The organism is Moorena sp. SIO3I8, assembly GCF_010692325.1.
Lineage (GTDB): Bacteria > Cyanobacteriota > Cyanobacteriia > Cyanobacteriales > Coleofasciculaceae > Moorena.
The window spans coordinates 1-13,883 of record NZ_JAAHHW010000155.1 but is presented as its reverse complement, the minus strand read 5'-3'; the positions used below and the strand labels follow the sequence as shown (position 1 = coordinate 13,883).

The 13,883-nt window shown below is 44.6% G+C and carries 14 protein-coding genes and 2 pseudogenes; 10 read left to right on the top strand and 6 right to left on the bottom strand.

Going from position 1 to position 13,883, the window contains the following annotated elements:
- Positions 1-189: 189 nt before the first annotated feature.
- From F6K51_RS32405 to F6K51_RS38735, 4 genes are all read left to right on the top strand, one after another.
- Positions 190-1,101: a hypothetical protein gene (locus tag F6K51_RS32405; protein WP_293028591.1), complete on the top strand. Its 912-nt coding sequence runs from the start codon at positions 190-192 to the stop codon at positions 1,099-1,101.
- Between the two features lie 51 nt (positions 1,102-1,152).
- Positions 1,153-1,767: a class I SAM-dependent methyltransferase gene (locus F6K51_RS32400; protein ID WP_293028588.1), complete on the top strand. Its 615-nt coding sequence runs from the start codon at positions 1,153-1,155 to the stop codon at positions 1,765-1,767.
- A gap of 306 nt (positions 1,768-2,073) precedes the next feature.
- The gene (iscB, locus tag F6K51_RS32395; RefSeq protein ID WP_364305984.1) at positions 2,074-3,006 is read left to right on the top strand and encodes an RNA-guided endonuclease IscB; all 933 of its coding nucleotides are present in this window, start codon (positions 2,074-2,076) and stop codon (positions 3,004-3,006) included.
- 34 nt (positions 3,007-3,040) lie between these two features.
- Positions 3,041-3,454: a hypothetical protein gene (locus F6K51_RS38735; protein ID WP_364305987.1), complete on the top strand. Its 414-nt coding sequence runs from the start codon at positions 3,041-3,043 to the stop codon at positions 3,452-3,454.
- Between the two features lie 63 nt (positions 3,455-3,517).
- Here the strand turns inward: F6K51_RS38735 and F6K51_RS38730 are convergent, their stop codons facing one another.
- The 3 genes and pseudogenes from F6K51_RS38730 to F6K51_RS32390 all read right to left on the bottom strand — a co-directional run.
- Complete coding sequence (locus tag F6K51_RS38730) at positions 3,518-3,670, bottom strand: transposase (RefSeq protein WP_365940445.1); 153 nt, start codon at positions 3,668-3,670, stop codon at positions 3,518-3,520.
- Positions 3,657-3,860: pseudogene (locus F6K51_RS38725) on the bottom strand (transposase); the annotation flags it as partial. The pseudogene F6K51_RS38725 and the gene F6K51_RS38730, both read right to left, overlap by 14 nt.
- Before the next feature lie 203 nt (positions 3,861-4,063).
- A pseudogene (locus tag F6K51_RS32390) lies at positions 4,064-4,364 on the bottom strand (IS5 family transposase); the annotation flags it as partial.
- 559 nt (positions 4,365-4,923) lie between these two features.
- On the opposite strand from F6K51_RS32390, the gene F6K51_RS32385 reads away from it, so the two are divergent.
- The 5 genes from F6K51_RS32385 to ftsH all read left to right on the top strand — a co-directional run bounded on the left by F6K51_RS32385 (position 4,924) and on the right by ftsH (position 10,905).
- Positions 4,924-5,244 (top strand): hypothetical protein, encoded by a 321-nt coding sequence (locus F6K51_RS32385; RefSeq protein WP_071103453.1) that lies wholly within the window; start codon positions 4,924-4,926, stop codon positions 5,242-5,244.
- Between the two features lie 841 nt (positions 5,245-6,085).
- Entirely contained in the window at positions 6,086-7,618 is a 1,533-nt protein-coding gene (gene psbB, locus F6K51_RS32380) for a photosystem II chlorophyll-binding protein CP47 (RefSeq protein WP_293028584.1), read from the top strand.
- Between the two features lie 137 nt (positions 7,619-7,755).
- Positions 7,756-7,851 (top strand): photosystem II reaction center protein T, encoded by a 96-nt coding sequence (locus F6K51_RS32375; RefSeq protein WP_008180851.1) that lies wholly within the window; start codon positions 7,756-7,758, stop codon positions 7,849-7,851.
- A gap of 218 nt (positions 7,852-8,069) precedes the next feature.
- Complete coding sequence (gene nrdR / locus F6K51_RS32370; protein ID WP_293028577.1) at positions 8,070-8,600, top strand: transcriptional regulator NrdR; 531 nt, start codon at positions 8,070-8,072, stop codon at positions 8,598-8,600.
- Between the two features lie 322 nt (positions 8,601-8,922).
- The gene (gene ftsH, locus F6K51_RS32365) at positions 8,923-10,905 is read left to right on the top strand and encodes an ATP-dependent zinc metalloprotease FtsH (protein WP_293028575.1); all 1,983 of its coding nucleotides are present in this window, start codon (positions 8,923-8,925) and stop codon (positions 10,903-10,905) included.
- Positions 10,906-11,013: 108 nt separating this feature from the next.
- On the opposite strand, the gene F6K51_RS32360 is transcribed toward ftsH, so the two are convergent.
- Positions 11,014-11,619 carry a M23 family metallopeptidase gene (locus F6K51_RS32360; protein ID WP_293028572.1) on the bottom strand — a complete coding sequence of 202 codons (606 nt, stop codon included), beginning with the start codon at positions 11,617-11,619 and terminating at the stop codon, positions 11,014-11,016.
- 1,033 nt (positions 11,620-12,652) lie between these two features.
- Between F6K51_RS32360 and F6K51_RS32355 the strand changes: the two genes are divergently transcribed.
- Positions 12,653-13,030, top strand: a complete 378-nt coding sequence (locus tag F6K51_RS32355) for a hypothetical protein (protein ID WP_293028594.1) — start codon at positions 12,653-12,655, stop codon at positions 13,028-13,030.
- 133 nt (positions 13,031-13,163) lie between these two features.
- On the opposite strand, the gene F6K51_RS32350 is transcribed toward F6K51_RS32355, so the two are convergent.
- A complete protein-coding gene (locus tag F6K51_RS32350; protein ID WP_293028570.1) occupies positions 13,164-13,511 on the bottom strand; it encodes a hypothetical protein in 348 nt (115 codons plus the stop codon).
- The coding region (locus F6K51_RS32345) for an AAA family ATPase (protein ID WP_365940443.1) at positions 13,512-13,883 on the bottom strand (372 nt) is incomplete at its 5' end.

The following is a 13,883-nucleotide window of genomic DNA, read 5'->3' as shown; positions in this document are numbered from 1 at the left end:
ATTTGTAGCCAATTTGAGAAGGTAACACCTTCCATCACTGGGAAAGAATGAGTCTTCCGTTGGGTAGCGCGCTGCTACACCGATTCCTGCACCGATCGCGCTATGTGAACTTTTGTCAGTCAACCAGGTACCTCATGAGTCCTAGAAACGCTATAATATATTATTGATGATTTTTTTTATCCGAAAAAAATGATTTATTCATCCTTCAAATTAACAGATCAAGATATTGCCAATTTTAAAAAAAAAGGATTTGTCAAGCTGAAAGGATTTTTGGAACCTGAGGCAATAAAGTGTCTTGATAAAATATTAGAACAGGAGCTTGAATCTGCAAAAACAGCCTATGAGGATTCAGTGTCACGGTTTAAATATGATATGGAAAGCAATGAAAACCTCAAAATAATTCAGCATCCTGTATTTCAATCAACATTAGCGACACTTTGCCAATGCTCGTTACTCTATGCTCAGCATTTAGGGTTTGAAATAGAGAAAAACACCAATCCAGGATTCAAGTGGCACGTCGGCATCTTGAGTTTTTCTTACCAGCAGTTAGAAGATTTTGGCTGTACCCTTTGGATTCCCTTAACAAAAATAGATACAAAGGCACAGGGAGGAGGGATGAGCTATGTCTCAAAGGAAAAACTTTGTGGCAGATTTCTTTATGACTACACATCCATTCTTTCTTCTTATGTACAAGGCTTGCAAGCACAAGATGCAGCTCCATCTAGAAAAGAAATGGGACGTTTAGAATCCTTCATGGTCAACTCACCTGAGGTTGATCCAATTCTCAAAACTCAGGCTGAAACGGATGATTTTGAATTAGGGGATGCACTTTTGTTTGACAAGGAGGTGATTCATCGGAGTTGTCCATTAACCGAGGGTCCGATTAATAGGAGAAGAGCTTTTGTGATGAGATTTATCGCAGCAGATTCAACCTATGATTTAGATAGGGTTCAAAAACTTAAACCCTTTATCGACATTTTGGGCTACGGCTTTGCTAGTACTTTTGCGCTAAATGTTTGTAAGGAAGAGGGTGAATTGATTATGGAGAGTCCATTGTTTAATACTACCAGAGCTAAAAGACTGATCCCAGTTAAGCAATAGGGATGTTTGATACCAATTTTTATTGTTTTCTAGATAAGCAGGTCTACCGTTATGCAGACTCACCAAGAACGCTATGATAAATGGGCACCGGACTACAACCGAGATGTTGCAGCCAGAAACTACGATGGGCCAGAATACATCGTTCGTTATCTGATGGAAATAGTCAACAGTGGCAAAGTGTTGATCAATCCAACAAATCCTGATTTTAAGGTCATTGATGTGGGATGCGGCTCAGGGTTGGTTGGCAAAGGCTTACAGGATCAGGGTTTTCGGCATATTGATGGGACAGATTTATCTCAGGGAATGATTGTAGAAGCCCATAAAACTGGAGCCTACCAAACCTTAATTGGATGGGTTGATTTAAACCATCCACTGCCATTTTTTCTGCATGGACAGTATAACCTAACCCTCTGCTGTGGTGTGTTTGCCCTGGACTTTGTTGAACCTCAATCTCTGAAATGGTTAGCACAGGTCACAAAGCCAGGAGGAACTATTGTCATGAGTACCAAAACCACCTATTACAACACCTACGACTTTGAGGGTTACTACAAACAGTTGCAATCTGAGGGTAAGATTAAACTTGTTGATTGCCGTATGGATCAGCCTTATTTGGGAGCTGAAGCCGACGGCCATTACTGGATCTTTTCGGTAAACGGCGCGTCATGAGGTGACTGTGCAGGACTAAATGCTTGTCATATCAAGGTTGAAGTATATATATAGCCAATCTAATAGGTTGTATAAAGCCACCTAGTAAAAGCCTTGGTAATTTCCAGCAAAACTCGGAAGTTATCTAGCTAGGTTGCAGGCCAAGGATTAATTTCCTACGTTGTTTTAGTCATGATACCTGGGGGTGACCTCCAGCTCCCAGCTCTATCGCTAACTATTAAGACGAAGGCAAAATGTGTAGTTGGCAAAACACAAGCTATTACAACATGGCCGAGGAAAACATTACCGATTCGAGGCGCACTAAAAATGCAAAATTATGTATTTGTCATAGATACAAATAAGCGACCATTAAACCCCATATCCCCAAAGAAAGCCCGCCGGTTGTTGGATAAGGGTAAGGCTGCGGTTTTTAGGATGTATCCATTTACAATCATCTTGAAAACTGCGATCTCAAGCCCAACTATTTCACCATGTCAAATTAAGATCGACCCTGGTAGCAAGTTTACCGGGTTTGCTTTAGTGCAAGACAACCAAGTTATTTGGGCGATGGAATTAGAGCACAGAGGAGGTTTGATCAAGAAGAAGCTAGAGTCTAGAAAAGCTGTGAGACGCGGAAGACGCAATCGCAACACACGTTACAGAAAACCAAGATTCCTCAATCGTAAGCGTCCAGAGGGGTGGCTTGCTCCAAGTAATGAGCATAGGGTATTGACTATCCAAACCTGGGTTAAACGAGTGATCAAATTCTGTCCGGTCAATGAGATTTGGGTCGAAAGAGTTAAGTTTGACACCCAAAAAATGCAGAATCCTGAAGTTAGTAGTGTTGAGTACCAGCAAGGGGAACTAGCTGGCTACGAAGTAAGAGAGTATTTACTCGAAAAATGGGGAAGGGAATGTACCTATTGTGGTAAGCAAAACGTTCCTTTGCAGGTTGAGCATATTCACCCAAAATCTAGAGGTGGAAGCAACCGAGTCAGTAATCTTTGTCTGGCTTGCGAAAAATGCAATCAACGGAAGGGGAATAAACCCATAGAGGAATTCCTAAAGAAGAAACCCAGTTTGCTTCAAAAAATCAAAACCAAGGCGCTTTCGCCGTTAAGAGATGCAGCAGCGGTGAATACAACCCGCAACAAGTTAGTGAGGATACTTCGAGAGATGAAACCTGTGGTTACTGGGACAGGAGCACAAACCAAGTACAACCGGACTAAATTAGGGCTACCTAAACAGCACGCTTATTGATGCTGCTTGTGTTGGAGGTGTTGAGACCTTAACATTGAAAACCTCTCAGTCACTGTTAGTAATTTGCAAAGGACAGGGTGGCAGACAAAAAGCGGCGCTCAACAAATACGGTTACCCCATCAGGCACAACCCGCTAAAACCAATCAAAGGTTGGTGCAGTGGGGACATCGCCAAAAACCTTTTGACTGGGGAGTTTGGAAGAGTTAATCCTAGAAGTAAGAGTAATTCCTTTAATTACACAGTTTCTGGGAAAAAGGCAATAAGCTTGCACGTTAAAAACTTAGCTAGAGTCCACAGAAAGGATGGCTATACTTACAGCTTTAACGAATCTTCTACTATCCCCGACATTAAAAAAACGAGGACAATAACGAAAAATGAAGCTAACACAAATGAGCCGGTCAATCTAATGGTTCTTGAATATGACGAAGACGGAGAACTTTGGTTCTAGTAAAGGGGTTTTTCCTGGCATCTACCGGAACTTGCCAGGAAATGGTCGTCCTAGGGCGTGTCATCAATTAAGCCAGATAACAGTAGCAGCAAGATAAATTGCCCCGAGAAAGTTTATTGCTCGCTTATCATAACGTGTCGCGATTCCTCGATATTGTTTGAGTTGGGCAAAGAAATTCGTGGCGCAGATGTCGTGCTTTGTACAAGTATTTATCATATTCACGCTGGAAATTACGGTTGCGTTTGGGTGGAATCACCGCTGTAGTTCCCTTTTCTTCAAGTCGTTTAATCACGCGCTCGTCAGCATCATATCCCTTGTCTGCAATCAGTGTATCGGCTCTAAGGTCTTCGAGTAGGACATCGGCTCCATCGAGGTCACATGCTTGTCCAGGGGTCAAATGAAAGCCAGTAGGTAACCTGCGGCATCTACCACGGCGTGAATTTTCGTACTCAGTCCACCTTTACTGCGACCGATGGCTTCGCCCGCACCATCCCCCCCTTTGCCCCAAGAGACGAAACCTTAGATAGTTGAGCCTTATTACAAAAGACTTGAACCTTTTACCCATAACCTACTAACTATAAAGGCTCAACTATCTTACGGTAACTTCAAAGCACTGTGCTGGTGGGCACGTACAATTGTTGAGTCAATCATTGCATATTCATTGTCTGCATCCTTAGCTAGCTCCTCAAATATCTTTTGCCACACCCCACCCCTTGCCCACCGACTGAAACGGGTATGAACTATCTCGTTGATCCCCAAATCGTTCAGGTAAGTCCCGCCAGGGAATACCGGCTCGATAGCGATACAGCACTGCTTCGACAAATAATCGGTTATCTTTCGCCGTCACTCCAACTGTCTCTTTTCGCCCTGGTAGTAAGTCTTTGATTCGTTCCCACTGGTCATCCCGCAAGGCTCACGCGACGTGTCATGATACCACTCCTCCATGTTAATCAATTCTCCCTCAGCTACTGATTTTATATTGGATTGATACCTATTTGATGACACGCCCTAGGAGTTGCAGGTTATATAAGAATTGGATTGGCTTGTATTATCCTTTTTTTATCTGAATTATCGATTATTTTACCGATCAATTGATACCGTAAGCAGCTATATAGCAGAAGTCAGAAGTCAGAAGTCAGAAGTCAGAAGTCAGAAGTCAAACTCTTGCGCTTACTTAGGTTTGAGACTTTTGTGATGTCCGCGCCTGCCCTGGGGACTGCTATAGCTAAAAAAACTATGGTGAAGTAACAATGCTTACTGCTGTAAATCATATACTGATGATTTTGTCAAATTCTATAAATTTCCACGCTTACCCCACACCCAGTCTTAACCGACAAGCTTGATGCGTAAGTCCTGAAATTAACCAATTGCGGTTGTTCGATAAAATTTGAATTAAATCGTCAATTTAAGCTGAAAAACTCAATTTGAGTGGAAAATAGGAATATAGAGCAGGATTAGCGAAGAGCAACGTGAAATATTTCTTTTTATCGGAAGGCTGGATAGTCGGGCGCGTTTGGGAGTTTGGAGGTCTTTGGAACGAAAACGCTTGGCGACGGCTGCCAGAAATTAAGCAAATGAACCTTTCTATCCTAGAGCAAGGAGAAAAATTGTGGCTCTATCAGGTTGAAGACCTTGTGGTTATGGTTGAAGTCAAACCCATGCCTAACACCTCACCCGAGTCAGCAAAAACTATTGGTCAAGTTGTCCTAAAACGCTTGATCACTGCTGAGCAAGTTCTTGAGCGCTTAGCGATGACACATACTGAAATCATGGTAGGGGGCAAAGGTTAACTGATACAGGGAAAAGGCATCAGGGGACAAGGAAGAAGAGGGAGAAGAGGGTAAGGATAAGGAAGATGAAGAAGTTATACTTTTGATTGCGAATTGTTATCAACGGGCTTAGCTAGGGTGACCAGTTAATCAAAAAACCCTACCCGTAGGATTGGAGCCTAATACCGAGTTGCATATCAATAGCCCTTTGAGCCCCAGCTTTCCCCAACTCCGGACTCTGCCCCCTCTTCCCCCTCTGCTCTTAAGTGCTGTAAGTGATATGGTTTGAAATCAACTGGGCATAAGTTCTATCCTTGTGCCTTTTTCCATATACATTTTTCATGTTGATTTGTGTCCGACTATTGCTAATCAGTAAAGAGGCTACCGGACTGAATTTGACAATTTTTAGGTTTTAGAAGCTATATTGCTTAAATTTAGGCAAATAAAAGGGAAATTTGCGCAATATAGCTGGTTAAGCGCTTCCGACCCTAAGCTGAGAACATGACCGTTCGCTTGCAATCGGCTCTAACAATAGTTACACTTCTTTAAACAAACTTTAGTTTCATACATACTTTGTCCTACCTAAGTTGCCAATGGCGATATCTAGGGGGGCTACCAAAGTAGCGATACAGTTAGGTTCACACCTAACCAAGGTCGGTCGGAGAGTGTTAAAGCTCTCCAAACAGTGTCAAATTTGAGAAATCATACCGTAAGCGTTGTCAGATCAGGTTTTTAACCCCTCGAACAACGTGACTCTTAGAATCCTCTGTGTTTCAAGCGGGGGAGACTTCAAGGGGATTTCTAACATATTGATCAAAAGAAACGTCGAAGTAAAAACTCTATATTAGGAGGAGCGTAGTCAATGGGACTACCCTGGTACCGAGTACACACGGTCGTCCTGAATGATCCAGGACGTCTGCTAGCTGTGCACTTGATGCATACAGCCCTGGTGGCAGGCTGGGCTGGTTCAATGGCCCTGTACGAATTGGCAATTTTTGATCCGAGTGACCCGGTTCTTAACCCTATGTGGCGTCAGGGGATGTTCGTCATGCCCTTTATGGCTCGTCTAGGGGTTACTGAGTCCTGGGGGGGCTGGAGTATCACTGGTGAAACTGTAACCAATGCGGGCTTATGGTCTTTTGAAGGTGTCGCTGCAACTCATATTATCCTTTCTGGTTTATTGTTCCTGGCTGCAGTATGGCACTGGGTTTACTGGGATTTAGATGTGTTCAGAGACCCACGGAGTGGCGACCCAGCTCTCGATTTGCCAAAAATTTTTGGCATTCACCTGTTCTTATCTGGTTTACTCTGCTTTGGCTTTGGTGCCTTTCACTTGACTGGGCTTTGGGGTCCTGGGATGTGGGTATCTGATGCCTATGGTCTCACTGGTAGTCTTCAACCCATCGCACCAGAATGGGGACCAGCAGGCTTTAACCCCTATAACCCTGGAGGTATTGTCGCTCACCATATCGCTGCTGGTGTTGTTGGGGTTATTGCTGGTTTATTCCACTTAACAGTACGACCACCAGAGCGCTTGTTTAAAGCTCTACGGATGGGGAATATCGAAACGGTACTCTCCAGCAGTATCGCGGCTGTGTTTTTTGCTGCATTTGTAGTAGCAGGCACCATGTGGTACGGCAGTGCTGCCACCCCAATTGAACTGTTTGGTCCAACCCGCTATCAGTGGGATCAGGGGTATTTCCAACAGGAAATTAACCAACGGGTACAAGCTGAATTGGCTGATGGTGCTAGCTTGTCAGAAGCTTGGTCATCGATTCCAGAGAAGCTGGCATTCTATGACTATATAGGCAACTCCCCTGCCAAAGGTGGTTTGTTCCGTACAGGTCCGATGGACAAAGGGGATGGCATTGCTGAAGGTTGGCTAGGTCATGCGGTGTTCACAGACAGTGAAGGTCGGGAGCTGACCGTTCGTCGGATGCCGAACTTCTTTGAAACCTTCCCGATCATTTTGACCGATGCTAATGGTGTAGTTCGTGCGGACATACCTTTCCGACGGGCTGAATCTAGGTATAGTTTCGAGCAAGCTGGTGTCACTGCTAGCTTCTACGGTGGAGTTCTTGATGGTCAAACCTTTACTGACCCCTTCGATGTGAAGCAATACGCTCGTACTGCTCAGCTGGGTGAGGGCTTTGAATTTGACCGCGAAACCCTAAACTCTGATGGTGTATTCCGCACTAGTACTCGGGGTTGGTTCACCTTTGGTCATGCTGTCTTTGCACTGTTGTTCTTCTTTGGGCACATCTGGCACGGCTCACGCACCCTCTATCGGGATGTGTTTGCTGGTGTCGATCCTGACCTAGAGGAAGAGCAAGTCGAGTGGGGCTTCTTCCAGAAGCTTGGTGATAAGAGTACCCGTAGGACAGAGCCTATCTAGAGGTTAAATCTCTAATATCACAGTTTGACTCAAAAGCAAAAGGCAGAAGAAAAGAAATTTTTCTTTTGCCTTTTTGCTATTTCTGTGGTCCATGCAAGGTAGACTGGTAAGTGAGGAGATAACCAGGAATTATAGCTATGGAATCAGTTGCTTATATCTTAATCTTGACCTTAGCCTTAGGCACCCTATTTTTTGCCATTGCTTTTCGGGAACCACCTAAGATTGGTAAGTAGTTTACCTCTATTTATCAGATCGAAATTCAACAGTTCTGTGGATGCTCTGAGCCGCAATAGCCTGTCATGAGCCTATAGGATATAGGTAAGTGGACAGGTATATATCGGCTCATCTTCCATCTAATTGTTAGACTTGTTATTTTGAAAGTATCGACTCTTAGGGCGTTCCAACTATCTGCCGCCAATCAGTCCACTCAGCAAGAAAACAAAATTATCTTATGCGATGCCCCTCTTGTCACCACACCGAGAGCCGCGTTCTTGAGTCTCGTTCTACTGAGGCAGGAAAAAGTGTGAGGCGACGCCGGGAGTGTTTGGGATGCAAACATCGCTTCACGACATATGAGCGGATCGAATTTGTGCCAATAACTGTGATCAAGCGGGATGGCAAGCGGGAATCATTTGACCGTTCCAAGTTGTTACGAGGAATTATACGTGCTTGTGAAAAAACAGGCATTCTCCAAAAACGCCTAGAAGCATTGGTTGATGAGATTGAAGCAGAATTGCAACAGCGATTTGGTCGGGAAGTCATCAGTCACGAAATTGGTGAGTTAGTCTTGCGCTACCTACGTTCGGAGAGTGAAGTGGCTTATGTACGCTTTGCTTCGGTCTATGGAAAATTTCAAGGGATTAGAGATTTTGTCACTACCCTAGAGGATCTCCAACAGGAAGATTTACCAATGGAAATCCCCCAGGTTCCGCCAACCCCCTCAGATCATGTAGAAGAAATAAAGACATCGACTTCGGTGTAATTGATCAGATGTTTGTTCATGGTTGACGGTTGATGGTTGACTCTCAAACCTACAAGGTCAACTAGTGGTCTCGTGTCCAGTTGTATGGTTACCATTTGTAGAGATGTTCCAGGCAAGGTCTCTACAGGAGGAAGGATTAAGAAACAAACCAGCGTGAGGTTTTGAAACCCGATCTAGGCAAGAGCAGGTTACCGATGCTACCGGACTTAATATGAGTTTCTTACAGCTAAAGCGGGATTTGAGGGAGCTAGACTAGAAAGTGAAAGAAATTTCAACTCAAGGGCGTGAATTATATTGAAGCCTAACTAGGTTTACCCAGGAGTTGAGTCAAGGCAAGACCAAAGAGCAAACAGCCATGAAGAAACGTTTCTGGATGAGAGCATGGATGGCTAATGCAGAGGTAAACACCTCTCCACAGCCGCTGGCAAATCCTGAGGTTAGATTACAGCAACCCCAGGAAAACCGCAAGTTAGTCAAATTCTGGCGTATTGCTGCCAGTTTGCTCCTTTGGCAAGGGGTGATACTGGGTACCCCAGCCCAAGCACAGCTTAAAGAAGAGAAATCTCTAACCTATAGTGAGCTATTAAAGAAAGTTAAAAATAGGGAAGTCGCTAAAATAGAAATTGATGAAGCCACTAAGATTGCTAAAGTTAGTCTAAACGAGGCCAAGGAGAATGAACCTCCTCAACGAGTTGCTTTGTTCGATCAAAACTCCTTGCTACTCAAGGAACTCCGTCAACAGAATGTTCCCACTGAAATTAGGCGCTCTCCGGATAACTTAGCCGCTTTAGGTCTAATTGCCAACTTATTTTGGCTTCTGTTGTTACTAGCAGGCTTTATCATGATCGTGCGACGCTCTGCGAGTAATTCTGGTCAAGCCTTAAACTTTGGCAAATCCCGAGCACGGTTTCAGATGGAAGCCAAAACCGGGGTTCTGTTTGATGATGTAGCAGGTATTCAAGAAGCTAAAGAGGAATTGCAAGAAGTCGTCACATTCCTCAAACAACCAGAACGCTTTACTGCTGTTGGAGCACGCATCCCGAAAGGTGTGCTGCTAGTGGGTCCTCCAGGAACTGGTAAAACTCTGTTAGCCAAAGCGATCGCTGGTGAAGCAGGAGTTCCCTTCTTTAGCATCTCTGGTTCCGAATTCGTGGAAATGTTTGTGGGTGTTGGTGCCTCCCGTGTCCGAGACTTGTTCAGAAAAGCCAAAGAAAATGCCCCTTGCTTGGTCTTCATTGATGAAATTGATGCGGTAGGACGGCAACGGGGAGCAGGGATTGGCGGTGGAAACGATGAGCGGGAGCAAACCCTTAACCAATTGCTCACGGAAATGGATGGGTTTGAAGGGAACACAGGTATTATTATTATTGCTGCCACTAATCGCCCAGATGTGCTGGATGCTGCACTATTACGTCCTGGACGCTTTGACAGACAAGTCATTGTGGATTACCCTGACTACAAAGGCAGGAATAACATTCTGGAAGTCCACGCTCGCAACAAAAAGATTGACCCTGAGGTTTGTCTAGAAACTGTTGCTAAGCGTACCCCTGGGTTTACTGGTGCTGACTTAGCCAACCTACTCAACGAAGCGGCAATCCTGACTGCCCGTCGCCGCAAAGATGCTATCACTATGCTCGAGATCAATGATGCTATTGACCGGGTGGTGGCTGGGATGGAAGGCACTCCTCTAGTGGACAGCAAGAATAAGCGATTAATTGCCTACCATGAAGTAGGACATGCTGTAATTTCCACCCTCCTACCGGATCACGACCCGGTACAGAAAGTAACCCTAATTCCCCGAGGGCAAGCCCGTGGTTTGACCTGGTATATTCCTGATGAAGAGCAAGGTTTGATTACTCGGGCTCAACTCAAAGCCCAAATTACTGCTGCTTTAGGGGGTAGAGCGGCAGAAGAAGAAATTTTTGGTGAGGCTGAAGTTACTACTGGTGCTGTTGGGGACTTGCGACAAGTTACCTCGCGAGCACGGCAGATGGTAACCCGCTTTGGAATGAGCGATTTGGGCCCCCTGTCCTTAGAAGATCCAGGGGGAGAAGTCTTTCTAGGGGGTAATGTGATTAATAGGGCTGAGTACTCAGAGAAAATTGCTGCCCACATTGATGCCCAAGTGCGCACAATTGTGCAGCATTGCCATGGCAATGCTCGTCAGTTAGTCCGGGAAAATCGGGTAATAATTGACCGATTAGTAGACCTGTTGATAGATCAAGAAACTATTGAAGGAGACCAGTTACGCAAAATTGTAGAAGAACACACCCAGATGGACAAGAAACAATTGGTAGTTTCGTAGTTTCTAGTTAAACGATCAAAGGCATGCATGTTTGAAACATGTTAATGGTTAATGGTTAATGGTTAATGGTTAATGGCCATTAACCATTAGCGTTTTTGCTAATCAAGCTCATGTTTTATACATTGCCCGCAGCACCTGGGCTGGGTCAACGTATTGCTTGCCATACTTCAATCCCCAGTGCAGATGAGGACCGGTGGTACGACCAGTCATCCCTACTCGACCGATTCTGGCTCCAGAAGGCAACAGTTGGCCTTCCTTGATCTGAATGCCACCGGAGTTGTCAATTAAATAGCGAGTACCTCCATTTTTAACTGCGTATCCTTTCATGTGACAGTAGATGTGCTGCCACTTGCCCGATTGGATAGTTATTGAGGTGCCGCAAGCAGTACCATCAGAAATTTTAATTACTTTACCACTCCACCAGTTACGGATATAGCTTCCTTCAGGGGCAGCTATGTCTAAACCTCGGTGGAATTCCCATCCAGAACCTCTAGGAGAGGCTCGGTAACCGAAGCCAGAGGTGTAGCCCCGGAAGTTTTCTACGGGAAAGGAACCCCCTTTGGCAAAACTTCTTACTCCGGCTACCAAGGTTGAGGGAGGTTCTGATGCAGTTACTGGCTGGCTGGGCAAACTCGAAAGGGTACTTAAACCGATTAAAGTTGTTAAACTCAGTCCAGCGAAAATTAGAAGCCTTGATAAATAACCACTGCGCATTAGTTCTATTCTGGCTTTAGCTAGTTAGGGGTCTTTCCATTTATATCTCTCGAGATCACCTGCCATCAGCAGGGTGTTTGGGTTGTTTGAGGTATTTATCAAAATCTTGAGTTTTGTTAAGATACCTCAAGAAGCTAATACACATTTAACTTGCACAATTTAAGGATTGAATTTTTTATTAAGGGTTGACGGTTAAATGTAAACTGTTTAACTTGATCGCTTTAGTGTTAACCGTTAATAGTTAACACTAAAGCGATCAAGTTAAATAAAGCAGTTAAATCTTGGTTAACTTAGTGATTAACAAAACTCGCGGAATTCCCCACCTTCTTTAAAGGTGTTGAAGTTACCGTAAGGATAGGGTCGCCAAAATCGGCAAAGTTTTAACCAAAGGTGCGCTTTCCGTAGGCGAATTAAATTCGCCACGGGTCTTGAAGTTACCGTAAGTGTAGTGGAGCCTTAATACAATAGTTTTAACCATGCATCCTCATAGCCAATCACCTATAAAGGCTCCACTACACCCTTGGCGCGCGTCTGGGGCACCTCTTTTACGCATAATCGACTAACCCTAAAGGCGACCCTAACAATCAGGTTTCATCTCTGGGATGGATAGCCAGACGAGGACTTGTTGCGAATCGTGTTAGAATATAATTGGTCGATGACCCGCCTGACTGACTAAAAGGCTACCTTAAAGGTGTAAAAGTACTAGCAGAGCTCAGGGAAGAGACAAGCCCCAGCTGGTTGACCATAGAGTCGTAATTCCAAGGTGAGTCTGTCGAAAAGAACTATACGTCTGCGGAAGGCGGATGTCTGCCTGTGGACGCTGAGTAAGACCTTTCATCAGCAGGCGCGCTTTCCAATGGCCGGGGAACCCGGCCATTGGAAAGCGCCTCTGGTTGAGGCGTCGGCGGATGAAGCGGGAAGCCCTATTGACGAATAAGACCGTCCCTGATTTGAGTTGAGATTGGAAGCCCCAGCCTCAGCGAAGCAGGCTGGGGTACTTCACCTTGCCCCAGCCTACCCTATGCGTGAACTGATGCTGACTGAATTTTTACCCTTCCGATTTGAGGTGGATACTACCGCGATCGCAGGAGCATCTTTGTGGTCTCTAGCGCTATATTTAAGCCTCTCGTCCTTGAGGCAATGGATTATGGAGCAATTGAACCGCTGGTTTAACTTTGCTGAGGGATTATTTTACATGTCGGCTGAGGAATTTGAACGAACCAGCAAGGTCAGAGAATCTCAAAACGCTTTCTATGCGTCAGTTGTCAGTATTGTGCCTTTTTTAGTCATTGGTGCAGTTTGTAACTACGCCGTCGAAATTAGCCTGGGACACAGTTGGGCAATCAGTATTGGGATTATTGCTTGCATGAGCTGTGGTGTGTATGAATTAGGGCGTCAGTCTGGGAATTGAATTTAGGTAGTCATTGCTCATTTTCGGGCGCGTTCGCGCAGCGTGACCATTCCCGTAGCGTGACCATTCCCGTAGCGTGGCCTTTTGGCCAAGGCCAAGGCCAATCCCATAGTCTCAATCATACTCTCAGTGACTAATCTGGTATCCTGGTCTTGCTCAGGGCATCGTGATCCTGTTGAGTTTTAACTAGAGTTTCTAGATGAGGCAGATTTGCGGTCGGAGTATCGGCTAATGCTTCAGCAGTACTTTGATTCCCTTGTTGATCTCGTTCCAACATTCTCAACCAATCCAAAAATTCACTGGTACCTGGTATTTTTTGCCAATTTCTCAATTCCCGCAGTTCCCCAAATTTTTGGATAGCTGCTTCGGATAGGCGTGTAATCTCAGTTTTAAAATGACTCTGGATAATCTGTTTTAGGGTAGCATTTTCTGGAAATTTAAGGTAGTAAAATAAGCAACGACGTAGGAAGGGTTTTGGCAATTATTTTTGCCTATTACTGGTGATAATAATTAACGGTAAAAAATATATTCGTTCTTCTTTGGTTTTACCTTTTAAAGCATCAAAACGAACGTTTAGTACTTCTTTAATTTGGAATTGCAATCGCTCCAATTCTAAGAGCAAGTCATTAGGTAAATCCCGATCCGCTTTATCAATTTCATCAATTAGAACCACGGAAGGAATGTCATTTTGTGATTGCTGAATTGCCTCGCCCAATTCTCCTAAGTTAACATAATTTCTGCGGTACAAAGGTTGCCTGGGATTACCTGCAGTTTGACGTTCCTGAATGTCATACAACCGACCTATGGCATCATAATCATAAAGTAAATCCTGGCCTCGACTGGTAGAGCGGAT